Annotated in this window: 24 protein-coding genes; 9 read left to right on the top strand and 15 right to left on the bottom strand. The window is 67.3% G+C overall.

Features of this window, described 5'->3' with window-relative positions:
• Positions 1 to 152: 152 nt before the first annotated feature.
• A complete protein-coding gene (locus tag GBA63_RS21460) occupies positions 153 to 1,451 on the top strand; it encodes an ATP-binding protein (protein WP_166179493.1) in 1,299 nt (432 codons plus the stop codon).
• A gap of 223 nt (positions 1,452 to 1,674) precedes the next feature.
• On the opposite strand, the gene GBA63_RS21455 is transcribed toward GBA63_RS21460, so the two are convergent.
• A complete protein-coding gene (locus GBA63_RS21455) occupies positions 1,675 to 2,118 on the bottom strand; it encodes a response regulator (RefSeq protein WP_166179491.1) in 444 nt (147 codons plus the stop codon).
• Positions 2,119 to 2,548: 430 nt separating this feature from the next.
• Here GBA63_RS21455 and GBA63_RS21450 point away from each other — a divergent pair, with 430 nt between their 5' ends.
• Positions 2,549 to 3,958, top strand: a complete 1,410-nt coding sequence (locus GBA63_RS21450; RefSeq protein ID WP_166179489.1) for a hybrid sensor histidine kinase/response regulator — start codon at positions 2,549 to 2,551, stop codon at positions 3,956 to 3,958.
• A gap of 95 nt (positions 3,959 to 4,053) precedes the next feature.
• Positions 4,054 to 4,707 (top strand): response regulator transcription factor, encoded by a 654-nt coding sequence (locus GBA63_RS21445; protein WP_166179487.1) that lies wholly within the window; start codon positions 4,054 to 4,056, stop codon positions 4,705 to 4,707.
• 100 nt (positions 4,708 to 4,807) lie between these two features.
• On the opposite strand, the gene dapF is transcribed toward GBA63_RS21445, so the two are convergent.
• Positions 4,808 to 5,611 carry a diaminopimelate epimerase gene (dapF, locus tag GBA63_RS21440; protein ID WP_166179485.1) on the bottom strand — a complete coding sequence of 268 codons (804 nt, stop codon included), beginning with the start codon at positions 5,609 to 5,611 and terminating at the stop codon, positions 4,808 to 4,810.
• Positions 5,612 to 5,704: 93 nt separating this feature from the next.
• Here dapF and GBA63_RS21435 point away from each other — a divergent pair, with 93 nt between their 5' ends.
• The 3 genes from GBA63_RS21435 to GBA63_RS21425 all read left to right on the top strand — a co-directional run bounded on the left by GBA63_RS21435 (position 5,705) and on the right by GBA63_RS21425 (position 6,462).
• On the top strand, positions 5,705 to 5,983 hold the full coding sequence (locus GBA63_RS21435) for a LysM peptidoglycan-binding domain-containing protein (RefSeq protein WP_166179483.1): 279 nt from the start codon (positions 5,705 to 5,707) through the stop codon (positions 5,981 to 5,983).
• Positions 5,984 to 6,048: 65 nt separating this feature from the next.
• Positions 6,049 to 6,192, top strand: coding sequence for a hypothetical protein (locus GBA63_RS21430; protein WP_166179481.1), 144 nt, complete (start codon positions 6,049 to 6,051; stop codon positions 6,190 to 6,192).
• Between the two features lie 87 nt (positions 6,193 to 6,279).
• Positions 6,280 to 6,462 carry a hypothetical protein gene (locus GBA63_RS21425; protein WP_166179479.1) on the top strand — a complete coding sequence of 61 codons (183 nt, stop codon included), beginning with the start codon at positions 6,280 to 6,282 and terminating at the stop codon, positions 6,460 to 6,462.
• A 29-nt stretch (positions 6,463 to 6,491) separates the two neighbouring features.
• Here GBA63_RS21425 and GBA63_RS21420 read toward each other — a convergent pair whose 3' ends face one another.
• Together GBA63_RS21420 and GBA63_RS21415 are read right to left on the bottom strand one after the other, a co-directional pair.
• On the bottom strand, positions 6,492 to 8,345 hold the full coding sequence (locus GBA63_RS21420; protein ID WP_166179477.1) for a S9 family peptidase: 1,854 nt from the start codon (positions 8,343 to 8,345) through the stop codon (positions 6,492 to 6,494).
• 73 nt (positions 8,346 to 8,418) lie between these two features.
• Positions 8,419 to 9,285 (bottom strand): DUF4349 domain-containing protein, encoded by an 867-nt coding sequence (locus GBA63_RS21415; protein ID WP_166179475.1) that lies wholly within the window; start codon positions 9,283 to 9,285, stop codon positions 8,419 to 8,421.
• A 206-nt stretch (positions 9,286 to 9,491) separates the two neighbouring features.
• Here GBA63_RS21415 and GBA63_RS21410 point away from each other — a divergent pair, with 206 nt between their 5' ends.
• Positions 9,492 to 9,827, top strand: a complete 336-nt coding sequence (locus GBA63_RS21410) for a hypothetical protein (protein ID WP_166179473.1) — start codon at positions 9,492 to 9,494, stop codon at positions 9,825 to 9,827.
• A gap of 92 nt (positions 9,828 to 9,919) precedes the next feature.
• The gene (locus tag GBA63_RS21405; RefSeq protein WP_166179471.1) at positions 9,920 to 10,699 is read left to right on the top strand and encodes an LOG family protein; all 780 of its coding nucleotides are present in this window, start codon (positions 9,920 to 9,922) and stop codon (positions 10,697 to 10,699) included.
• A 139-nt stretch (positions 10,700 to 10,838) separates the two neighbouring features.
• Here GBA63_RS21405 and dapB read toward each other — a convergent pair whose 3' ends face one another.
• The 6 genes from dapB to GBA63_RS21375 all read right to left on the bottom strand — a co-directional run bounded on the left by dapB (position 10,839) and on the right by GBA63_RS21375 (position 16,217).
• Complete coding sequence (gene dapB, locus GBA63_RS21400) at positions 10,839 to 11,627, bottom strand: 4-hydroxy-tetrahydrodipicolinate reductase (protein WP_207956974.1); 789 nt, start codon at positions 11,625 to 11,627, stop codon at positions 10,839 to 10,841.
• A complete protein-coding gene (gene dapA, locus GBA63_RS21395) occupies positions 11,624 to 12,517 on the bottom strand; it encodes a 4-hydroxy-tetrahydrodipicolinate synthase (RefSeq protein ID WP_166179469.1) in 894 nt (297 codons plus the stop codon). The genes dapB and dapA overlap by 4 nt, the downstream gene beginning before the upstream one ends.
• On the bottom strand, positions 12,510 to 13,739 hold the full coding sequence (locus tag GBA63_RS21390; RefSeq protein ID WP_166180490.1) for an aspartate kinase: 1,230 nt from the start codon (positions 13,737 to 13,739) through the stop codon (positions 12,510 to 12,512). The genes dapA and GBA63_RS21390 overlap by 8 nt, the downstream gene beginning before the upstream one ends.
• A gap of 90 nt (positions 13,740 to 13,829) precedes the next feature.
• Positions 13,830 to 14,507, bottom strand: a complete 678-nt coding sequence (locus GBA63_RS21385) for a GAP family protein (protein ID WP_166179467.1) — start codon at positions 14,505 to 14,507, stop codon at positions 13,830 to 13,832.
• On the bottom strand, positions 14,504 to 15,067 hold the full coding sequence (locus tag GBA63_RS21380; protein ID WP_166179465.1) for a TetR/AcrR family transcriptional regulator: 564 nt from the start codon (positions 15,065 to 15,067) through the stop codon (positions 14,504 to 14,506). Before GBA63_RS21380 ends, GBA63_RS21385 begins: the two co-directional genes overlap by 4 nt.
• A gap of 253 nt (positions 15,068 to 15,320) precedes the next feature.
• Positions 15,321 to 16,217: an SDR family oxidoreductase gene (locus tag GBA63_RS21375; RefSeq protein ID WP_166179464.1), complete on the bottom strand. Its 897-nt coding sequence runs from the start codon at positions 16,215 to 16,217 to the stop codon at positions 15,321 to 15,323.
• A 270-nt stretch (positions 16,218 to 16,487) separates the two neighbouring features.
• Here GBA63_RS21375 and GBA63_RS21370 point away from each other — a divergent pair, with 270 nt between their 5' ends.
• The gene (locus GBA63_RS21370) at positions 16,488 to 16,991 is read left to right on the top strand and encodes a DUF1360 domain-containing protein (RefSeq protein WP_166179462.1); all 504 of its coding nucleotides are present in this window, start codon (positions 16,488 to 16,490) and stop codon (positions 16,989 to 16,991) included.
• An 85-nt stretch (positions 16,992 to 17,076) separates the two neighbouring features.
• Here GBA63_RS21370 and GBA63_RS21365 read toward each other — a convergent pair whose 3' ends face one another.
• The 5 genes from GBA63_RS21365 to GBA63_RS21345 all read right to left on the bottom strand — a co-directional run bounded on the left by GBA63_RS21365 (position 17,077) and on the right by GBA63_RS21345 (position 21,977).
• Positions 17,077 to 18,426: an MFS transporter gene (locus GBA63_RS21365; protein WP_228282233.1), complete on the bottom strand. Its 1,350-nt coding sequence runs from the start codon at positions 18,424 to 18,426 to the stop codon at positions 17,077 to 17,079.
• Between the two features lie 131 nt (positions 18,427 to 18,557).
• Positions 18,558 to 19,532: a CPBP family intramembrane glutamic endopeptidase gene (locus tag GBA63_RS21360; protein WP_166179460.1), complete on the bottom strand. Its 975-nt coding sequence runs from the start codon at positions 19,530 to 19,532 to the stop codon at positions 18,558 to 18,560.
• Positions 19,533 to 19,577: 45 nt separating this feature from the next.
• A complete protein-coding gene (locus GBA63_RS23830; protein WP_228282638.1) occupies positions 19,578 to 19,928 on the bottom strand; it encodes a DUF4174 domain-containing protein in 351 nt (116 codons plus the stop codon).
• Positions 19,925 to 20,677 carry a peroxiredoxin family protein gene (locus tag GBA63_RS21350; protein ID WP_166179459.1) on the bottom strand — a complete coding sequence of 251 codons (753 nt, stop codon included), beginning with the start codon at positions 20,675 to 20,677 and terminating at the stop codon, positions 19,925 to 19,927. Before GBA63_RS21350 ends, GBA63_RS23830 begins: the two co-directional genes overlap by 4 nt.
• Positions 20,678 to 20,726: 49 nt before the next feature.
• Positions 20,727 to 21,977 (bottom strand): protein kinase domain-containing protein, encoded by a 1,251-nt coding sequence (locus GBA63_RS21345; RefSeq protein ID WP_166179457.1) that lies wholly within the window; start codon positions 21,975 to 21,977, stop codon positions 20,727 to 20,729.
• Positions 21,978 to 22,020: the final 43 nt, after the last annotated feature.

The following is a 22,020-nucleotide window of genomic DNA, read 5'->3' as shown; positions in this document are numbered from 1 at the left end:
CGGCAAGAAGCTGACCGGCTGGGAGCGAGGCCCGCGGAGCGGGCCGAAGCGTGCCGAGAGCGGAGGCGAAGCCGGAGCGTGCCGAGAGCGGAGGCGAAGCCGGAGCGTGCTGAAAGCCGGCGAAGCCGGCGTGCTGTAAAGTGCCGTCTCGTATGGATGGTATTGACATCGAGGCTTTGTTGATGCGGGCGCGGGGGGTGGCCGTGTTGCGCGGGGTGCTCGATTCGCCGGTGGTGGAAGACCTCTTGGCGTTGTTGGAGCTTTTGGCGTCGGGGCGGCCGGAGCCGGTAGAGGTGGCCGGGGTGTTCGGGAGGGTGTGGGAGGGGCTCGTTTCGGAGCCGGAGCGGCTGCTGCCGGACGCCTGGCAGTCGTACCTCGTCGGGCGTCTGCTGGACGACGAGAACCCTTTCAGCCTCGGGGCTGAGAGGGGGGAGGTGGCGGGGATGGTCCGGGATCAGGCCGGTCGCGACCTCGGGACGCTTCGGGCGCTCTTTGACCTGGACGCGAAGGCCCTGCTCGGCTCGGTCGAAGAGGCTGTGCCGGACCTCGCCGGGGTCTGGGTCCCCTGGACGGACCCGACGCTTTCGAGCGCCGGGTCACCGAGGGCCGGGCTCGCCCGAACGCTCGCCGCCGCCGGGGACTGGGGAGGACAGACCGGGACCCTGGCGGATCACTTCTCCCGGCACGGCGCGGGCGTCTTCGGCGGGCACAGGGCGTTTCGCTGGGACGGAGAAGGCCTGCTTACCGTGCCGGACCCCGACCCCATCAGGCTTGAGAGCCTGGTCGCCTACGAGCGAGAGCGGGAGCCCCTGGTCGAGAACACGAGGCGTTTTTTGGATGGGTTGCCGGCGCACAACGCGCTTCTCTACGGACAGCCGGGGACGGGCAAGTCTTCCACGGTGAAGGCCCTGCTCAACGAGTACGCCGACGGGGGGTTGCGGCTCGTCGAGGTTGCCAAGGAGGATCTCGGGTCGCTGCCGCGCGTGCTCGGGCGCCTGCGGGGGCGGGGTCCGCGCTTCATACTTTTCGTGGACGACTTGTCCTTCGAGGAGCACGAGGTCGAGTACAAGGCGTTGAAGGCCTTGCTGGAGGGGAGCATCGAGGAGCCGCCGCACAACGTTAGGGTCTACGCGACCTCCAACCGCCGCAACCTGGTTCGCGAGAGCTTCTCCGAGCGGGACGGGACCGACGACGTCCACGCCCGCGACACGGTGCAGGAGAAGCAGTCGCTCGCCGCCCGATTCGGGCTGCGCGTCACCTTCCCCGCCCCGGACCAGAAGCGGTACCTCGAGATAGTTACCGGGATCGCCAGGGAGAGACGCCTGGAAGTGCCGAAAGAGGAACTGCGGGAGAGGGCACTTCTGTGGGACCGCTGGCACGCGGGCCGTTCCGGGCGCACGGCCCGCCAGTTCGTGGACGAGCTGGAGGCCGGGCTGGCCGTAGGGCATTAGAGCGGTTTGCAAAGAGGTTGGGCCTCTTTGGAGGGCTATCAGCTTTCAGCGGTCAGCTTCCGGCCAGAAACAAAAGCTGACAGCCGAAAGCTGAGGCGAAGCCGGAGCGGGCCGACAGCCGACAGCGCGGATTGCGGTGGCATTGAGCCACTGCAATCCGCTTTAGTCTCGCTTCGAAGCCAGGGATGGGGCGTTTTGCGACCTCTTCGACGGGCGCGTGGGGCTAAGTGCTCTCGGGGGGCGCCTCGTTCAGGTTCAGCCAGTAGCGTTTGAGTTGCTCGACGGTGCCGATGAACTCTCCGAAATCCACGGGTTTGCGGACGTAGGAGTTGGCGCCGAGGCCGTAGCCTTTGAGCATGTCCTGGCGCTCGTTGGACGAGGTCAGGATCACGACCGGCAAGAGGCGCGTTCGTTCGTCCGAGCGCAGGCGTTCGAGGACTTCGAGGCCGTTGAGCCTCGGCAGTTGCAGATCGAGCAGGATCAGGCGCGGCATGCCTTCGGTGTCCCGTCCGGCGTAGGGACCCGAGGCGAAGAGGTAGTCGAGCGCCTCGACCCCGTCGTGGGCGACGACCACCCCGCCGGTAACGTCGTTCTTGGCGAGGGCGCGCAGCATCAGCAACTCGTCGTCTGGGTTGTCTTCAACGAGCAGGATGGTCTGCTCCTTCATGACCCTGCGATTCCGCCTTGGTAATCCATAGTTCTATCGCCTTTACGCGCTCTACCGGAAACCGTTCTATCGGTCAGCACAATATATCCCCGGCGGCGAGGACCCGCATCCCGCAAATGGATGATCTTGGCGTCACGCCTCTCGTCTCCGCGTCGCAACGTGATAAGCGGGCCGGCTGAGGAGGGGGAAATAGTAGCCGGCCCGGCTTTGATAGGGACCGGACCCCAGGAGGGGGGAAGGGGCACGGCCGCTTGCACGAGAGTATCCGGCACGCCGCGTCGGGCGGCATCCCCCAAATGAGTGATTTATCATGTTTCGTTTTTTTCTCCTGTTTGCCCCGAACCGGGCGTGCCAATAGAATAGACTCACCTTTCAGATGGATACTATGCTGCTCATCTCACCGAAGCGGGTCCGCGGGGGGAATGCCTAGATGGGCGTCCCGCTAAGGGTGCTGCTCGTCGAGGACTCGGAGGACGATGCGTTGCTCCTCCTGCGCGAACTCCGCCGCGGCGGCTACGAGCCGGTCTCCAGGCGCGTCGAGACGGCGGGGGGCATGGAGGCCGCCCTGGAAGAAGAGGCGTGGGACCTCGTCATCTCCGACCATTCCATGCCCGCCTTCAACTCGCTCGCGGCGCTGGAGTTGGTGCGGGGCAAGGGTTTCGTGGACCTGCCTTTCATAATCGTGAGCGGCAGGATCGGCGAGGACGCGGCGGTCTCGGCCATGAAGGCGGGCGTCCACGACTACATAATGAAAGACAACCTCACGCGCCTCAACTCCGCCATAGAGCGGGAGCTCGGGGACGCGGAGGTCCGCAGGCAGCGCCGGCAGGCGGAGGAGAACTACCGCTCCATCTTCGAGAACGCCGTCGAGGGCATCTTCCAGACCACGGCAGAGGGGAAGTTCCTGACGGCCAACCCGGCGCTGGCCCGCATGTACGGCTACGACTCCCCGGAGGACCTGCTCGGGAAGGTGTCGAGCATCGGGGATCAGCTCTACGCGGAGCCGGGACGCAGGGAGGAGTTCGGGCGCCTCATCCAGCGCGACGGGTTCGTGCAGGACTTCGAGATGAAGATCAGCCGCGGCGACGGGAAGGTGGCATGGACCTCCGTAAACGCCCGCGCCGTCCGCGACGCCGAGGGTTCCGTGGTCTTCTACGAGGGCTTCGCAAAGGACACGACGGAGCAGAAGCGGGCCGAGGAGGCGCTGGGTGAGATCCGTGAAGCCGAGCGCCGCCGGATCGCCCGCGAGTTGCACGACGTGGTTCTCCAGGACCTCACCTACGCCCTCCAGTCACTGCGGATCGCCTCGCGCATGCCCGAGGGCGCCGACCGCGAAGCCGAGACCGCGCGGCAGGTGGAGGCCCTCGAACGCTCGGTCGCCGGGATACGCGACGCCATCTACGACCTGCGGCTCGAAGGGGCGGGAGAACAGACCCTGATGCGCTCGCTGGAGTCGTTGGTGGAGCTGAACCGCCAGATGGCACCGGCCTGCTCTTTCCAGCTCTCCGCCGCCGGAGACTTCCCGGCCACGCTCCGCGGACCGCTCGCGGCCGAGGTCGCCCGCGTGGTCCAGGAGGCGCTCGCCAACGTCAGGCGCCACGCGGCCGCCAGCCGCGTCACGGTCTCCCTCGGGAGGGAGCTGGTCGAGGTCAGGGACGACGGCCGGGGCTTCGGTTCGGAGACACCCGCCGGGATGGGGCTGACCGGGATGCGCGAGCGGGCCCAGTCGCTGGGCGGCGAGCTCGAGGTGGAGGCCGAGCCCGGCCGGGGCACGCTCGTTCGCCTGCGCATACCGCCGGGTCTCCTTGACGGAGATGAAGGGCGCAACGGGAAAGCCTGACACCGTGGCCCGCAAGGGGCGCCCCGTGGCGCCGATGCTGTTATATTTTCCCCCGCAAGCGGGAGCCGTTGGGCCTTTTTCCCGAAAGGAAAGAAATGCAGCGAATCTTGCTCGTCGAGGACCACGCTTCGTTCAGGCAGACGCTCGCGTTCATCTTCGATCAAGAGCCCGAGTTCGAGGTCGTCGCCCAGGTCGGGTCGCTGGCCGAGGCCCGGCGGGACGCGGTGGGCCTGGAGGCCGACCTCGGCGTCATAGACCTCTCCCTGCCGGACGGGGAGGGCGTCGAGTTGATCCGGGAACTGCGCGGGGTCAACCGGGAGTTCATAGCCCTCATCCTGACGGCCAGCCTGGACAAGGCGGAGCACGCCAGGGCCGTCGAGGCCGGGGCGGCGGGCGTCCTCCACAAGTCCGCCGACGTGGACGAGATCCTCGGCGCGGCGCGGCGCCTGGCCTCCGGGGAGACCCTCCTCTCCCCCCAGGAACTCGTCGAGTTCCTCCGAATCGCCGGCCGGAGCCGCGAAGAAGAGCGCGAAGCGCGGATGAGCCTGGAGCAGATCACGCCCCGCGAACGCGAGGTGCTCCAGACCCTCGCGGAAGGCCTCTCCAACAAGGAGATCGCGGCCCGCCTCCACATGAGCGTCGATACCGAACGCACCCACATGATGAACATCTTGAACAAGCTCGGCGTCCACTCCCGGCTGCAAGCCCTCCTCTTCGCCGCCCGCCACGGCCTCGTGAAGCTGAAGTAGCTTGTCAGCCCGCTCCGACCGTCGCCTCCGCTCGTCAGCACGCGTCGGCCCGCTACGCGGCCCTCGCTCTCAGCCCGTCAGGAAAAAGCTGAAGTGCTGACTAGCTGAAGTGCTGACCGGCTGAAATGCTGACAAGCTCTCCCTCGCAGACGTACTCTGCGGGGCCCGTCATGTAGACTGGCTCGCCTTCTTTGGACCACGCTATCTCCACCACGCCGCCGTCGAGGTGGACTTTGACGGGGCTTTCGGCGAGGCCGAGCTTTATCGCGGCCACCGCGGCCGCGCACGAGCCCGAGCCGGAGGCGAGCGTCTCGCCGGCGCCGCGTTCCCAGATCCTCATTCGTACCGCGTGCCCGCCCCTGACGTGGACGAACTCGACGTTCGTACCCTCCGGGAAGAGCGGGTCGCGTTCCAGCGGCGGCCCGATGTCGCGGAGGTCCAACGCTTCGAGGTCTCCGGGGTCTTGCAGGAACGCGACCGCGTGCGGGTTGCCCATGGAGACCCGAAGGAGGCGGAAGCCGCCGGCCTCGACCTCCTGGGCGAAAGATGGCGGGCCCATGTCGACCCGCGAGGAGCCGTCCTCGAAGAGGATGACCTTCTTTATTCCCGCCCCGGTGGCGACTGTGAGGGCGTCAGACTCAACGATCTCGTAATCCCTTGCGTAGCGGGCCAGGCAGCGCAGGCCGTTGCCGCACATCTCCGAGTACGAGCCGTCGGAGTTCAGGTAGACCATCTCGAGGTCGGCGTCCGGGGTTGGGACCGGGACGAGGATACCGTCGGCCCCGACTCCGAAGTGCCGGTCGCAGGAGCGGCGGGCGAGCGTCGGCAGATCCGCCTCCTGAACCTCACCCGGGTCGAAGATCAGGAAATCGTTGCCCGCGCCGTGCATCTTCGTGAAGCGCATAGTTCGGGTAATTCTAATGGCCCGCCCGCGCGAGGGCCACAAAGTCCGCAGAAAACCGTTGGGAAATAGACCTCCTTCCCGTATCTTTCGTGGGTGAAAAAGGAACACGTTTATCGCAGGAGAAGGATCGGGGCCCTGTTCGTCGCGGCCGTGCTCGCGTTCGCCCTCTACTCGGGCGGCGGGGCCGGCGCGGAGTCGCCCTCCGTCTTCTACACCGTCTCCCCCGGGGACACGCTCTGGTCCGTTGCGACGGATCATTATCCGCCGTCCGAAGACCCGCGGGTGGCCGTAGAGGTCATCAGGGAGGCCAATGACCTCCCGGGGGCCCGGATCTATCCTGGCATGCGCCTGGAGTTGCCCGCCACGGGCTGACCCTCCGTTTGGGCGTCGGTCTCGCGGGGTAGGAATCCCGGTATCAAGGAGTCCAGGAGAGGAGCGTGACCGCGCGCATGGCCGGGATCGAGAAGCAGATCAAGAAGGCCGTCGGGGGCAAGAAGGCCACCGGTAGCAAGAAGGGCAAGAAGTCTGGCGGATCTACCGAGAAGAAGGTGGCAAAGACCGCCAAGCGCCTCCTGAAATAAGTAGCAAAGGCAGAGATCGGGAAGGCCGGGGCGTCTCAGCCCCGGCCTTCGCTTTTTCCGTTCCCCAACGCGGATAGGAGGACCGCCGTGGAGGAGCATGGGGAAGTATGCCTGGCCGAAGAGGCCGAGCGGTTGTGGCGATCCGGGATGCGGGTAGACGAGGTGTCGCGCCGCATGGGCGTCGACGCGGCCTGGGTCGAATCGGTGATCTCACCTCTCCTGGAGGACGAAACCCGCCCCGAAAAAGTCCGGCCCATCCCCCCTCGCTGAAAGCTGACCGCTGATAGCTGACAGCTCTCCTACCCTTCTGTCCTCCCTCCGAGGTGCTTTGCCAGGAACTCTTCGGCCGCGGCGTAGAACTTGAGGCGGTTTTCGGGGCGGGCGAAGCCGTGGCCCTCGTCCTCGAAGAGCAGGTACTCGTGGTCGATGCCTCGTTCTTTCATGGCGGCGACTATCTGTTCTGACTCCGCCTGTTTGACGCGGGGGTCGTTCGCGCCCTGCGCGATGAGCAGCGGTATCTTTATGTTATCGACGAAGAACAGCGGAGAGCGGCTCTTGAGGAAGTCGGCCTCGGTCTCGGGGTTGCCGACGCGTTCGGTGAAGGTCGCGATTAGCGGCTTCCAGTACGGCGGGACGCTCTCTATGAGCGTGATGATGTTGGAAGGCCCCACGATGTCGACGGCGCACCTGAACAGGTCGGGGGTGAACGTGGCGCCCACGAGCGCCGCGTAACCGCCGTAGGAGCCGCCGTAGATGGCCACCTTCTCCGGGTCGGCCACACCCCGGTCCACGGCCCACGCGACGGCGTCGACGAGGTCGTCGTGCATCTTTCCTGCCCACTCCTTGTTGCCGGCGTTCAGGAACTCCTTGCCGTAGCCGGTCGAGCCCCGGAAGTTGACCTGGAGGCAGGCGTAGCCCCTGTTGGCGAACCACTGGGCCTCCGGGTCGTAGCCCCAGCCGTCCCGCGCCCACGGCCCGCCGTGGACGTTGAGCACCATCGGCAGATTCTTCGGCTCCACGCCCGGCGGCAGCGTCAGGTAGCCCTCTACATCGAGCCCGTCGCGCGAGGTGAAGGAGACCGGCTCCATCTTCGCCAGGGTGTACTCGGCGAGGTCGGGCCTGGCGTCGAAGAGGTGCCCGCCGCGCCTCGTTTGCCGGTCGTAGGCGAAGTACGAGGCCCCGCCTTCGTCGGAGTTCACGGCGACCAGCCAGTTTTCGTCGGACCGGTCGCGGCTCGTTACCGTGAAATCCCCCCGTCCGAGGTTCTTTATGGACTCGAAGTCGCCGCGGAGCTTCTCGTCGAGCAGGATCCACTCCGTCCTCGCCCGCTGGACCGCGGCGGCCTGAACGGCGTGGGTCTCCGGGTGGACCATGACCTCCGAGACGTCGTAGCGCGGGTCCTCGACGAGAGCCTCCGTCTCCCCGCTTTCGAGGTCGAGCAGGACCAGCCTGGCGGCGTTGGCGCCCCGGGAGTCGAGCAGGTACATCTTGCCGGCATCTTCCGCGAAGCCCACGGGACCGCTCGAAAGGGCGTCCTCCTTGTCCCAGCTCAGGAACTGGCGCCACTCCTCGCCCTCGCGCAGGAGCAGGTCGAAGCCGCCGTCGGGTGTTGCGGCCATCGCGGCCCGAACCTCGAAGTCCTTGTCGGCGACCCAGCCGACCACGTCGCCGGGGTTCTTGGCTACGAGGTCGAGTTCGCCTGTGGAGAGGGTGAGGCGGTAGGCGTCGTGGAGCTCGGGGTTCTCCCGGTTCAGGGCGACGAGGAGCGAGTCGGGGAAGTGGCGGCTTTTCTCCAGGATCTGGGCCTGCACGTTATCGAAGGGCGTGAGGTCCCTGTCCTCTTTGGTGGCGGGCCGGACGGCGTGGATTCGCCAGTTCTCGTCGCCCCCCTCGTCCTGGAGGTAGACGATGTGCTCGTCGTCCTCGGCCCAGAAAAAGAGCCTGATGCCGCGCCTGCGGTCGTCGGTTACGGCTTCGAACTCGCCGCCGCCTATCGGCGCCCCCACAGGACCCACCCACACGTTCAGGACGCCGTCCTTCGGGGCCAGGAAGGCCAGGCGTTCGCCGTCGGGGGACAGACGCGGGCTCACCCTCTCCGGGTTGCCGAAGAGAACTTCGCGTGGGATCAGGGGCACCGACGGAACTTCGGTCATATCTCTCTCGCTCTCTCGGTGTGAACGGTCCGGGAGAGTTTAACGCGAACCCGGAAACGCGCCGGAGAGGGGGTCAGAGACTTGCCCGGCTTCGCCTCCACCAGACGAGCCCCGCCACGAAGGCGGGGAGGAGCCACCAGCAGAAGACAACGGCCGAGATCGTCGCGGTCGCCGCGGCCTGGAGGACGAGGAGCGACGCGTCCCAGGCCCGGGAGGCCGCGGGGCGCGGGGACCAGGCCGGTTCGGGCCTTGCGGTCGCTGTCGGCTCTATGGTCAGGGAGATCTCGGACGATGAGGTCCGCTTTTCGAGGTACCGGATCCTACCCTGCACCTGCTCTATCTCGCCCCTTATCTGCGTAAGCTCCCTCTCTACCTCCAGCGTGTCGTCGACGCTTTCGGCCTTCTCGTAGAGCGCGAGAAGGCTCTCCTCGGCGGCGAGAAGGTTCCTCTCGCGCGACTCAAGGTCAACGAACTCCTCCGTGACGTCCTGGCCCTCAGTGGAGTCCGTCGTGATCCGGCCTCCCAAACCGCGCAGCTCGTCGAGCGCCGCCTCGAACTCGCCCGAGGGCACGGAGATGACGAGGTCGGCCGAAACGTCACCCGACTTCTCGTAGACCCGCGAGCTCAACACGTCGCCCCCGAACCGGGCCGAGACCTCCCGCGCTTCTGCCGCGCTCCCGCGCACGTCCTCGGACCTGAGGCCGAGCTCCGCCGTCTTGACGACCATCCTGTCGAAGCCCTCTACGGTCCCGGCCCGCGACCCCCGAACGGCCGCCATCTCCGCGCCGACCGCCGCCTCCGAACCGTCCGAAGAAGAGACGGCGACCCCGCCCGACTCGCCTGACCCGCCGCCCCCGCACCCCTGCGAGAGGAGGATCACGAGCAAGAACGCGCCGATCAGCCACGATCCCTTACGGTGTTCGACCTTCTTCGCTCCCACGCCGCCCTCCTCGAAAGAACCTTGCCGCCTGTTTCCCGTACAACGCTGCGCCGGGGAGGGTTCCGTCTTTGTGCGTTGTTATACGAACGTCACCAAACTGGTCCCCAACCGTTGTGCGCCTGTGGCCGGTGTGTAACGCGGTCCCTTTAGAGTTCCAATCACGGCAACCGGAGAGGTCCGGGGGCGCAGACCGAAAGGGGCACGGCATGGGGCGGATGGTTCGGGTGGCGGCTGCGGTGGCGATGATGGTGGTTCTCTCGGCGACGGCGGCTTTCGCGGCGACGCTCAACGGCACGGCGGCCGGCGACACCCTCAAGGGCACGGGCAAGGCCGACGTTATTCACGGCGGTGGAGGCGGCGACCACGTCTACGGCGGGTCCGGCGTGGACAATCTCTACTCCGGGCCGGGCAACGACCTCGTGAACTCCGTCGGCGACGGCGACGGTGACTACGTGGACTGCGGCGACGGCTACGACACCGTGAAGAAGGGGGCGGACCAGAACCTCGACCGCTTCGTCGGCTGCGAGAAGTTCGTCGGTTAGCTGTCAGCTTTCAGTAAAGGGGAGGGGGCGCTGGGTCCGCGCCCCCTCCCCTTTCGTGTCGCCGGGACGGTTTGCGGGTAGATAACGGGGCTATGGACGACGGTAGGCCGGCGCGGCGCAAGACGCAGGACGAGCGGCTGCTTTCGGGGCCGGCCGAGAGGGCGGCATTCCGGGAGACGGATACGTGGCGGGTGTTGAGGATTATGGGCGAGTTCGTCGAAGGGTTCGAGGAGCTCGCCGGGCTCGGCCCGGCGGTCACGATCTTCGGCTCGGCGAGGGTCGGCCGGGACGACCCCGCCTACGCCACGGCCGTCGAGGTCGGGCGTCTTCTCGGTGAGGCGGGGTTTGGGATCATCACGGGCGGGGGACCCGGCATCATGGAGGCCGGCAACCGCGGCGCCAGGGAGGCCGGCGCCACCTCCGTCGGACTGAACATCGAGCTCCCGTTCGAGCAGCACGCCAACCCCTACGTGGACGTCGAGGTGGACTTCCGCTACTTTTTCGTCCGCAAGACCATGCTCGTCAAGTACGCCCAGGCCTTCGTCATCTTTCCCGGCGGGTTCGGCACCATGGACGAGCTCTTCGAGGCGCTCACGCTCATCCAGACCGGCAAGATCCGGGACTTCCCGATAGTCCTCTTCGGCTCGGACTACTGGCGCGGCCTCCTGGACTGGGTCCGTTCCGCCATGATCTCCGAAGGCAAAGCCTCGGAGGCGGATCTGAACCTCCTCTCCCTGACCGACTCGCCGACCGAGGCCAGGGACACCATCCTCGCCGCGACGCGCGAGCACTACGAGGGCGCCGCCCACGAAAGGGAATCTCGCGCGGCGACCCGCGAAGCCCTTAGAAAGAGCCTCGAACCCGGGAACTAGAACGGTTTGCAGAGAGGTTGAAAAGCAATCAGCTACCAGCGGTCAGCTTTCAGCAGAAGAAAAAGCTGATTGCTGAGGCGAAGCCGGAGCGGGCTGATCGCCGACCGCGTGGTTTGCTGAGGGAACCTCAGCAAACCACTCAGGCGCCCAGCACGTCCGCCATGCCGTAAAGGCCCGGCTTCGCTTTAGCGGCGAACTTCGCGGCCCGCAAAGCTCCGTCGGCGAAGGTGCGGCGGGAGAGGGCGCGGTGGACGACCTCGACCTCTTCGCCCTCGGAGTAGAAGACGAGGCGGTGCTCGCCGACGACGGCGCCGCCGCGCAGGGCGTGGATGCCGATTTCACCGGGCTCGCGCGGCGACAGGCCTTCTCTGCCGTAGACGGCCACGTCTTCCAGTCTCTCGCCGCGGCCTTCCGCGGCGGCCCGCGCGAGGAAAAGCGCCGTCCCGGAAGGGGCATCCTTCTTGTTCCGGTGGTGGGTTTCGACGACCTCGATGTCGTAGCCCTCCAGCTTCGCGGAGAGGTCCCGGACTACCTCGCGCAACAGGTTTACCCCGACGCTCATGTTCGGGGCGAGCACTATCGGAACGCTTTCGGCTGCTTGCTCGACGTTCGCGAGTTGTTCTTCCGATAGGCCCGTGGTGCCTACGACGTGCGGCAGGCCGTGGGCAAGATGCCCGACGGTGGCCTCGGGTGTCGTGAACTCGATGAGGACGCCGGCGTCGTCTGTCGGTTCCTCCGTGGCGACCACGTCGGCTTTGCCCGCGCCGCAGAGCTCGCCGAGGTCGGTGCCGACCTCGGGAGAGCCGGGCTCGACGGTGCCGCCGGCGAGCGTTATCCCCTCCGTCTTTAGGGCGGCGCGGCAGAGCTCGCGGCCCATGCGGCCCGCGGCGCCGACTATCGTGACGCGGACGGTATCCCGGTCGTTCAAACTTCTTCCGGGGTGGGGAGGAGGTGGTTCGTCTCCTCCATGACGCGGCGCAGGTGGTCGAGGTTCTCTCCGCCCAGTGGGATCATGGGCAGTCGCATCTCATCCGAGCAGAGACCCAAGATGGAGGCCGCGGACTTTACCGGGATCGGGTTCGTCTCGATAAACAGGACCCGGAAGAGCGGCAGGAGCTCGTAGTGGAGCTCGCGGCCCCGCTCGAAGTCCCCGGCTAGCAGGGCGTTGACCATGTCGGAGACGGCCGCCGGGGCCACGTTGGAGGCGACGGAGAGTACGCCGTGGCCGCCGAGGGCGATCAGGGGAAGTGTCATTGGATCGTCGCCAGAGAGGATGGCGAACTCCTCGCCGCAGAGCCTCTTGATGTCGCTCACCATGTTCATCGACAGGGTGGATTCTTTGACGCCGACGATGTTGGGTATCTCGGCGAGGCGGGCAATGGTCTCGGCGGAGATGGTGACCGCCGTCCTTCCGGGGATGTTGTAGAGGATCAGGGGTAGGTCCGTATTCTCCGCTATGGCCGCGAAGTGTCGGTACAGGCCCTCCTGGGTCGGCTTGTTGTAGTAGGGGGCGACCTGCAGGGAACCGTCAGCGCCGGCTTCTTCCGCCATCTTCGTATACTTGATCGCCATGTCCGTGCTGTTGGAGCCGGACCCGGCTATAACAGGCACCCGCCCATCCGCCATCCTCACCACAGTCTCTATGACGAGCCGGTCTTCACTCTCGCTGAGGGCGGGCGTCTCACCGGTGGTCCCGCAAGGAACGAGCCCGTGGATACCGTTCTGCAACTGAAACTCGACCATGCCCTCGATGGCCTCGACATCGACCCCGCCGTTCCTGAACGGGGTGACGGGCACCGTGAACGCTCCGCTAAACATCTCTCTCCTCCAGCTCGAAATCCCTGTGCAAGACCCTTACGGCCTCTTCTACCCGATCTGCGGGCAACACGCACGTCACCTGTATCTCCGAGGTCGAGACCATCCTGATCGGAATGCCCGCCTCGCCGAGCGAGGCGAACATGCGCGCGGCGTAGCCCGGGCGGTTCAGCATCCCCGTGCCGACGACGGAGACCTTGCCGAGGTCCCGCTCCCCCTCGACCGCGCCGCCCAAAGCGTCGGCGACCCCGGCAGCGAGTTTTCGGGCCTCCTCGAAGTTGCCGCGGGTGACGGTGAAGGCCACGTCGGCGGCCCCGTCCTTGACGCCGCTCTCTACTATGACGTCCACGGAGATGCCGCGTTCGGCCAGCGGGGCGAAGACCCGGCTCATGGTGCCAGGGCCGGTGCGGATGCCGTTCAGGGTCACCCGCGAGACGTCGAGGTCGTGGACGATGCCGGCCAGGGTCTCGCGCGTTTCGAGGCGTTCCAACTTTTCTCCTCCCGTGATGATCGTACCCGGTCCCTCTTCGAAGGAGGACCTGACGTGTACCTCCACCCCGTACAGGGCCCCGAGCTCTACGGCCCGCGGGTGCATGACCTTCGCGCCGCGCCAGGCCATCTCGGCCATCTCTTCGAAGGAGATCACGGGTACGCGCCTGGCCTCTGGGACGATGCGGGGGTCGGCCGTAAAGACGCCGCTGACGTCCGTGAAGATCTCGCACCGGTCCGCCTCCAGCGCCGCGGCGAGCGCCACGGCTGTGGTGTCCGAGCCCCCGCGCCCGAGGGTCATGACGTCGCCCAGAGCGTTCATCCCCTGGAAACCGGCGACGATGACGACCCGCCCCTGTTCGAGCAGGGTGTGGATCCTCTTGGGCCTTATCTCCGAGATCACGCCGGACCCGTACCTGCCCGTGACGGTCATCCCCGCCTGAGGGCCCGTCAGCGACTCCGCCGGTATGCCGCGGTCGTGCAGCGCCATGGCGAGCAGGGCGACGGACTGCTCCTCGCCCGTGGCGAGTAGCTGGTCGATCTCGCGCGGCGAGGGATCCCGGCTTACCTCGCCGGCGAGCCTGAGGAGCCGGTCGGTGGTCTTGCCCATGGCGGAGACGGCGACGACGAGGTCGAGGCCGGACTCGCGGGCGCGGGCGATTTTCTCTGCGACGGCCCTGATGTGCTCCGACGTCGCCACCGAACTACCGCCGTATTTCTGGACCACGATGCCCAGAGGATCGCCTCCTCGAGTTGCGCCCGAATTCGTTCCCTAGCCTAGCGTATCGAAAGGCTTCTATCCATCCGGAGGCGGCCCGTTCCCGGACTAGAGCGGCGGCCACCCCTGGACGAGGGACCATCCGCCGTTGAGCAGGAGCAGCGCGCCGATCACGTACAGCGACCAGATGGTGACGGGACGGCTCCAGCGGTCGATGAGCCGCTCGGCGTCCCGCAGGAACCCGGCGGCCCCGCCGCGCAGCAGGAGGTAACCCCCGAGCAACAGGAGCAACGGCAGGGCGTAGACCGCCACGTAGAGCGCGAGCGACGCCAACGCGCCCGGCCAGCCGAGCCCGGCCTGCGCCACGCGCTCGGCGGCGACGATGAGGGGAAAGGCCGTCGGCAGGTCCGAGGCCGTGACGTTTGCCCCGATCACGAAGGTCACGGCGGGATGTAAGTTCTTGAAGCTGCGCCTGACGCCCTTCCGCGGCGGCGACCGCTCTATCCACACCCCGGCGGCGACCATGACGGCCCCGAGGACGACGAGGAGCGCGTGCACCCAGGGGCCGCCCAGGTAATCCAGAACCCGCCCGAACGCGGCCCCGAGGCCCAGGTACAGCAGCACGCCCCCGGCGAAATAAGCCAGGCACGCGCCCGTCACGAAGGAGAGGGTCCGGGGGACGGGCCGTGGCGTCAACAGCAGGACGACGGCCCCGGCTATGGTGACGGGGTTCAGGCTGTCGAGCAGGGCCAGCGCGAGCAGCGACAGGAGCAACCCCGCCGTCATCCCGGCCCACCCTTCCGCCCCCCGAGCCCGCAGAGCAAAGTCTCCGTAACCAGCCCGGGCGTGTCGCGCGGCGCGAGGTACCCGTCCCTCACGCCCTCCCAGGCCGCGAACGTCAGGGCCTCCATCGCGCTCAGGACCCAGGCATCCGGCACACCGGCCGCGAAGGTCCCGTCGGCTTTGCCGCGCTCGATGAGCCCGCGCATGGGCGCGTCGATTCGCCCCTCCGCGGCCACGATCTCGGGATCTTTCTCCAACTGCGCCTCCGCGAGAAGGAAGTGGTAGCGCTCCCCGACCGGTATCAGGGCCTCGAACAACCGCCCCGTCGCCTCCCGAACAGATCCTTCTTCCAGGCCGGCCTTCTCTATGGCAGCCTCGCACTCCTCGATGGCATCCAGCGCTATCGCCCGGATCAAGGCCTCCCTGTTCCGAAAGTGCCTGTGCAGCGTGGTCCTGCCAACCCCAGCCGCACCGGCGATCCTCTCCATCGAAGCCCCCCGGTCCACAACCAGCAACCGCGCCGCCGACTCCAATATCCCCCGCTCCGCATCCCCGCGCCCCAAAACCGCCCCATCTCTATACCGGAACTTATAAGTTCAAATTGAAACATAAATGTTCCATTAGTCAAGACCACGCCGGTCCTCGTGTCATGGCAGCGGGGGAAGTCGAGGATCTTGACAGAGTCGAACGGCGCGGCGTCTACTAAAGACGCCGCGCCGTTCCCACGACAACAGCCCTACTCGGCTGACAAACTGAAAGCAGCCGAAGGCTGCGTGCCGAAAGCCCGCGAAGCGGGCGTGCTAGGACGGGAGGAGCCTAACCTACCGGCTGTCCGCCCGTTATGTCTATAGACGAGCCGTTTACGTAGCTCGCTTCGTCGGAGGCGAGGAAGACGAAGGCGGGGGCCAGCTCGACGGGCTGGCCGGGGCGTCCGGTTGGGGACTGGCCGCCGAACTGGGAGACCGTTTCGGGTTCCATGGAGGCCGGGATTATCGGGGTCCAGACGGGGCCCGGTGCCACGACGTTCGCGCGGAGGCCGTACTGGATCACGTCCTGGGCCAGACCTTCGGTGAAGGTGACGATGGCGCCCTTGGTGGCCGAGTAGGGGAGGAGGGTGGGCGAGGGCTTGTACGCCTGGGCCGAGCCCACGTTGATGATGGAGCCGCCCGCTGGCATGTGCGGGATCGCCGCCTTCACGAGCCAGAACATCGCGTAGATGTTGGTCTTGAAAGTCCGGTCGAGCAGCTCGCTCGATACGTCCATCACACCGCTAACGGTCCTCTGGTGGGCCGCGTTGTTCACCAGGATGTCTATGCCGCCGAACTCGTCGACGGCCTTCTGTATGACGGCCTGGCAGGTCGCCTCTTCGCTTATGTCGCCCGGCGCCTTCACGCACCGCTTGCCCGACTCCTCGACCACGCTGGCGGTCTCGGTCGCGTCCGACTCCTCGTTTTCGAGGTAGGAGATCAGGACGTCGGCCCCTTCGCGGGCGAAGGCGAGCGCCACGGCCCGCCCGATGCCGGAGTCGCCCCCCGTGATGACGGCCCTCTTGCCCTCAAGCCTGCCGGAGCCCTTGTAGGTCTCGTAGCCGTAGTCGGGTTTGGGCTGCATCTCAGAGTCGAGGCCCGGATGCTGGTCCATCTGGGTCTGCTCGGGGTACTGGGGCTGCGGGTACTTGGTAGTCGGGTCTTGCTGTCCGCGCTGGTCGGCCATGGGTCTGCCTTTCTGTCTAGAGGTTGTCCCGCTTATACCCGGAGAGGCCGCCCGCTACCCGCCTTCGGGACGCCGCCGGTCCTTTTGCATCTTTCGGGTCATCCTGGCCCGCCGCGCCTCGTGATGAGGGAAGATCCCCTGCCGGTGGGAGGCGCGGACGCCCGGCCGAACCCCCGCCCCCGAAACGCGGCTCCATGTTTCGCCCGCGGTGGAGCGGGGGATATCCGGGGGGCATCATCCACCCGACACCCAAAACACGAAGGACGGCAAATGAGCGACGGCAAGGAGCCCGAGGGCATCTTCGAGGGCTACAGCAAGGGTGACGACATACAACTCTCCTCTTACGGCCTGTTGGCGGGGGTCTTTAACCTGATCTTCGCCGCTTTCCTGCTCGTATCCAGGGGCCTGGGAAGACCCCTGCCGGAGCGGGTCGACGCGAAGGACATCGCCCTGCTCGGGATGGCGACCCACAAGCTGAGCCTGGTGGCGGCGCAGGACGCGATCATGAGCCCCCTGCGCGCCCCGTTCACCGAGCTCAGAGAGAAGGAGAGCCCCAAAAAGGTGGACGAGAAACCCCGGGGTGAAGGCCTGCGAAGGTCCTTGGGCGAACTCCTGACGTGCAAATTCTGCCTCAGCGTGTGGTTGGCCTCCTTCTTCACCTACGGCCTCGTACTCGTGCCGCGCGTCACCCGCCTCGTGGCCGCGATATTCGCGGTGGTCACCATCTCCGACCATCTGCATCAGACGTACAAGGCCCTGATGAACCGCGCGTGAATTTAGCGTTTCAGCTTGTCAGCATTTCAGCTTGTCAGCTGAACGATTCTGCTGACGGGCTGAGAGGCGCGCAGCGCCGTGCTGACTAGCTGACTAGCTGTTTGCCGGAGATCTCGTCCAGCGGTCGGCCGCGGGTCTCTTCGCCGAGCAGCCACACGTTCGCGGCTATGACGACAAGGACGGCCGCGAACATGGAGAAGACGGCGACGGCGCCGAGGCCGGGGACACCGATCATGACGCCGACGAGGTAAGGGCCGGCGATGCCCCCCGTGCGCCCCACGCCGGCGGCCCAACCCGCGCCAGAGCCGCGCGACCCGGTCGGGTAGAGCTCGGGGGTGTAGCCGTAGACTACGCCCCACGCGCCGAGGTTGAAGAACGAGACCAACGACCCCCAGAAGACCAGCTCCGCCCCGGAGGCGTCGGCGGAGAGGCCGCGCAGCCCGAAGAAGAGGGCGGCGACGGCGCAGCCGAGCAGGTAGACCACGAGCGTCCCCTTGCGGCCCCACCTCTCGACGAGGTACGCGGCGGAGAAGTAGCCAGGCACCTGGGCGAGGGTTATGAGGAGAACGAACCCGAAGGAGGTCGCGAGGTCCCGGCCCGAACCGGCGAGTATCTGGGGGAGCCAGGTGAAGATGCCGTAGTACGAGAAGACCATCCCGAACCATAAGACCCAGAGCATGAACGTGCGCCGGGCGTAGCCCGCCGACCACAGCGTCTTCAAACCTCCTCCCCCGGCGGCCTCCGCGCCCTCGTCCGGCCCTGGCTCCCCGGGGTCCACGCCGAGCCGGGCGGCGGCCCTTCGGGCCTCTTCGTGGCGGCCCTTTTGGATCAGGTACCGGGGAGATTCGGGCAGGCCGCGGCGCAGGACGAGGACGTAGAGGGCCGGCAGGGCCCCGATGAGGAACGCCACCCTCCACCCGTACTGGGGGATGACGAGAAAGCCTATGAGGGCCGCGAGTATCCAACCGTAAGCCCAGAAGCTTTCTAACAGCACGACCATCCGTCCCCTGTGCTTTGCCGGCGCCACCTCCGATACGAGCGTGCTCGCCACCGGCAACTCCCCGCCGAGCCCCAGCCCCGTCACGAACCTCAAGACGAGCAGCGCCCCGTACCCCCACGCGAGCGCCGTGAGCCCCGTCGCCACCGAGTACAGGAGCAACGTCCCCATGAGTACCGCCCTCCGCCCGTAACGGTCCGCCAGCGTCCCCGAGGCCGCCGCCCCCACAAACATCCCGAAGAGCCCCGCGCTGATCGCGATCCCGACCTGCCCCTGCGATAACCCCCACTCCCGCGCCAACGCCACCATCACGAACGACAGCAACCCAACGTCCATCGCGTCGAACATCCACCCGAACCCCGAAAGCAACGTCACCCGCCAGTGACCCCGCCCAACCTCCCCGGCGTCCAGCCTGCCCTCCAACCCCGTCGCCGCCACCGCCTACCGCCTCCTCGTAACAACCGTCGACGCGCTTGCTACCCGTATATGTTGCAAAGTAGCGTATTTGTAACAAAACACTACATGCAGTATCACACGGCGCACAAGGACTTGCAACTCGCGGCGGTGCTTTAGCGGTTGGTCTGTCGGTCGCGGGTTGGGTTTTCGGCGATGGGGGTGTGGGGGGTGAGGTTGCCGGAGCGGCGTCGGACGCGGAGGGCTATGAGGAGGCATCCGGCGAGCATGGCGGCCGGGGCGAGGAGGCCGCCTTCTGGGCCGAAGGGGCCGCCGGTGAGGAGGTCTGGGCCGGTCTGATCCGTGGTCAGGAAGGTGGCGCCCACGGGGTCGAGGCCGCTGACGGGGAAGCCGAAGACGTTGCCCTGGAAGAAGTTCCAGGTGATGTGGAGGCCGATCGGGATGGCGAGCTCGCCCGTCAGGACGAAGCCGAGGCCGAGCATCAGGCCTGCCAGGGCGATGTTGATCGTGCTGAGTGGCGTCGTGTTCGGGTTGAAAGCGTGCAGGATGCCGAAGAAAGACGAAGAGAGGACCCAGGCGAGCAGGATCGCGCCCCGCGGACCGATGCCCGGTGTGTCGAGCCCTTCGGCGAGGTTCGTGAGCTGGTAGCCCCGGCTGACGAGCTCCTCGTAGAAACCCACGCACACAAACAGCGCCACGGGCGCCAGGATCGCGGGGAAAAACGTCCCGCCGTCCACCGGCTCGAAAGAGCCCGTAACGGTCACCCACCCCGCCGCGAACTCGACGGCGAAGATGGCAGCCATGAGAGAGGCTCCAAGGATTAGCCCGAAGCCAAGGTCGGACCACCAGGCGCGGTTCAGGCGCAACCCGAACCCGGAGAAAGGACGCCTGTCCAGGAAACGTCCGGCTATCCACACGCTAGCCACCGCGGCGAGCGCGGTGGCGGCGTAGAGCAGGACGTTGAGGTACAAAGACGAAAGCGGTCCCGTTCCACCGGCGGAGAGACCCCCGAAGGCGACTAGGACCAGGGACCCGAGAAGCAAGCCGCCGGCGTTGTTGAGCAGGAACTGGAAGAGCAGCCGCCAACCGGCCCGCGGCCGGTTCTCCCCGTTGACGAACAGCCGCCGCACCCTACCCCCGCCCTGGGATGACGAAAGACGTCAGGGCTGGTCGCTTCAGCGGATCTTTCCCTGCCGCATCTCGCGCCGGCGCATGGGCATGGCGTCTATACGGTCGAAGAGGTCCCGCGGTCCGACGGGCTCCGAGGCGCGGAACTTCTCGCCGCCGTCTTTTCCGACGAGGACGACGGCGAAAGAGCCGCCCTCGATGCCGAACTGCGCTCTTGCGGCGTCTGCGCCTGTCGTATCGTCGAAGAAGGTCTGGGTGATCAAGTCCCTGTCTTCGAATTCGGCCTGGCGGTCTTGCAGGAGGTCGCGCTGGCGGACGTATTCCTCGTCCGTGCCGGACGGGGTGAAGATCAGGAACAGGCGGTTCTTGCCGCGGTAGGACGCGGGGTCGGGGGTCAGGATTGCTCCCGCGCCAGGTCTGCCGTCTCCTGGGTGGCCCTGGCGTAGACACGGACGAGGTCCTGGTGGCGGGTAACCTCCCTGGAAGCCCTGCGGAGCAGACGGCCCGTGAGCCGGCCCCCGAGGGCCTCGGTGGTCGAGAAGGCGCCGCGGTAGTAGGAGTGTAGCTCGTCGAGGGAGAGGGCCGGGCGGTCGGGGCGGACGCTGCCGTTGCGGGCTTCTGCGGCCGTCGTCCTGAGCTCCGGGCCGCCGGTGCGGCGCTCGATGCGGGAGCCGGGAACCCCGCGCTCGCCGAGGGCGTCGAGCGCGGCGAAGAGCTCCTCGTCCCTCGGGCGGTCCGCGAAGTCCGAGCCGGCGTAGAGGTAGCTGACCTCGCCCGAGCGGCCCACCACCACGACGGCCGGGGTGGCGACGTTCTCCCGCTCGTCCCAGAGCCCGTAGGCCCGGGAGACCTCGCCCGTGGCGTCGCTGAGGAGGGGGAAAGGGGCACGGAGCTTGCCGACCATCTTCGCGTTGTCGTGCGGCGGGTCCACGCTTATGCCGGCCACCTGCGCCCCGCGCCTCTCGAACTCGTCGTACTTTCTCGCGTAGGAAGCCAACTGGCCGTTGCAGTACGGGCACCAGTCGCCGCGGTAGAAGACGAGGACCACGGGACCGGCCTCCAACTGCCCGGAGAGGCTCCAGGGGTAGTCCTGCTGGTCGGGCAGTTCGAAGGACGGGACGGTACTCCCCACGCCAAGTTCAGCCATCTAAGACTCCTCCGTTGGTTTTTCCGGGGCACGGCCGCAGGCCGGTCCGCTACCCATCGCCGGCGTACTGGGACTGGCTCGGCCCATCGTCGGGCGGCGCGGACGCGGGCGGCACGGACGCCGGGGGCGGCGGGTCGGGGGCCGCCGGCGGGGCATCGCCGGTAACCGCGCCTCCGCCTCCCGTGTCCACCGGCTCCGGGGCCGCGAGGTCCCCGCGGGCCACGTCTTGCAGGCGGTCGAGGGGGACGTCCCCCCCCGGGTCGCCCGGGAGGCCAAGCGAGGCGCCGAGCAGGACGAGCCCGAAGAGCAGGCAGGCCCCGATCACCGCGAGCACCCTCCGGCGCCGGGACCGGCGCACGGGCTTCACTGGTTGCCGCTCCGTAGTACCGGCCGCGCCGGCAGGGCTCCGGGTGGCCGCGGTTCTGGCCGGAACACCGAGGCGCGGCGTTCCGGTCCTCGGCGTTGGTAGGGGTGGGGGGGCTCCGTCCCTCACGCGCTCGATGTCGTCGAGGAGCTCCGAGGCGCTGGCGGGGCGGTCGGCCGGGTCCTTTGCCAGCATCTTGACCACGAGGGCGTCGACGGCCGCGGGTATCGCCGGGTCGACCTTGCGGGGCGGGCGCAGGGGTTCGGTGACGTGCTTCATGCAGACGGCGACCGGGTTGTCCGCCCTGTAGGGAACGGTGCCTGTCAGCATCTCGTAGAGGACGATGCCAAGCGAGTAGAGGTCGCTGCGGGGGGTGGCGGGTTCTCCCAGGGCCTGCTCCGGCGAGAGGTAGCCGGCCGTGCCGAAGACCGCGTTCGTCGCGGAGATCGTCACCGCGGACGCTGCGCGGGCGATGCCGAAGTCCGTAACCTTCAGGTGGCCCGTCTCCGTGAGGAGGATGTTCTGGGGTTTTATGTCGCGGTGGATCACACCCCGCTCGTGGGCCGCCCACAGCGCCTCGGCGACCTGGGCCGTCGCGGCGAGCGCCCTGTCGGGCTCGATCGGGCCCCTCTCGTCCAGCCGCTCCTTGAGCGTACCGCCCGAGACGTACTCCATGGCTATGTAAGAGGAACCGTCCTCCGTCTCCCCGCGGTCGTAGACGGGGACGATGTTCGGGTGCGAGAGGCTCGCGGCACTCCTCGCCTCGCGCCTGAAGCGCTCGACGAACTCCTCGTCGTTCGCGTACTGGCTGCGCAGGATCTTGAGGGCGACGTCCCTATCGAGCACCCCGTCGTGGGCCAGGAAGACCTCGGCCATGCCACCGCCGCCTATGGAGCGGGAGAGGACGTAACGGTCGTCTATGGTGGTCTGGTTCACGCTACGCATTCTACCCGTCCGCAGCGTTCGCGATGCTTTTCGG

Origin of the sequence: Rubrobacter tropicus (genome assembly GCF_011492945.1) — a bacterium.
GTDB lineage: Bacteria > Actinomycetota > Rubrobacteria > Rubrobacterales > Rubrobacteraceae > Rubrobacter_D > Rubrobacter_D tropicus.
The sequence above is the reverse complement of the archived record's forward strand: the minus strand, read 5'-3'. Positions and strand labels throughout refer to the sequence as shown.

Coding starts and splice junctions, on each gene's coding strand:
- GBA63_RS21460 (WP_166179493.1), top strand. CDS start 153: ATGGATGGTATTGACATCGAGGCTTTGTTGATGCGGGCGCGGGGGGTG.
- GBA63_RS21455 (WP_166179491.1), bottom strand. CDS start 2,118: ATGAAGGAGCAGACCATCCTGCTCGTTGAAGACAACCCAGACGACGAG.
- GBA63_RS21450 (WP_166179489.1), top strand. CDS start 2,549: ATGGGCGTCCCGCTAAGGGTGCTGCTCGTCGAGGACTCGGAGGACGAT.
- GBA63_RS21445 (WP_166179487.1), top strand. CDS start 4,054: ATGCAGCGAATCTTGCTCGTCGAGGACCACGCTTCGTTCAGGCAGACG.
- dapF (WP_166179485.1), bottom strand. CDS start 5,611: ATGCGCTTCACGAAGATGCACGGCGCGGGCAACGATTTCCTGATCTTC.
- GBA63_RS21420 (WP_166179477.1), bottom strand. CDS start 8,345: ATGACCGAAGTTCCGTCGGTGCCCCTGATCCCACGCGAAGTTCTCTTC.
- GBA63_RS21410 (WP_166179473.1), top strand. CDS start 9,492: ATGGGGCGGATGGTTCGGGTGGCGGCTGCGGTGGCGATGATGGTGGTT.
- GBA63_RS21405 (WP_166179471.1), top strand. CDS start 9,920: ATGGACGACGGTAGGCCGGCGCGGCGCAAGACGCAGGACGAGCGGCTG.
- dapA (WP_166179469.1), bottom strand. CDS start 12,517: ATGTTTAGCGGAGCGTTCACGGTGCCCGTCACCCCGTTCAGGAACGGC.
- GBA63_RS21385 (WP_166179467.1), bottom strand. CDS start 14,507: ATGACGGCGGGGTTGCTCCTGTCGCTGCTCGCGCTGGCCCTGCTCGAC.
- GBA63_RS21375 (WP_166179464.1), bottom strand. CDS start 16,217: ATGGCCGACCAGCGCGGACAGCAAGACCCGACTACCAAGTACCCGCAG.
- GBA63_RS21370 (WP_166179462.1), top strand. CDS start 16,488: ATGAGCGACGGCAAGGAGCCCGAGGGCATCTTCGAGGGCTACAGCAAG.
- GBA63_RS21350 (WP_166179459.1), bottom strand. CDS start 20,677: ATGGCTGAACTTGGCGTGGGGAGTACCGTCCCGTCCTTCGAACTGCCC.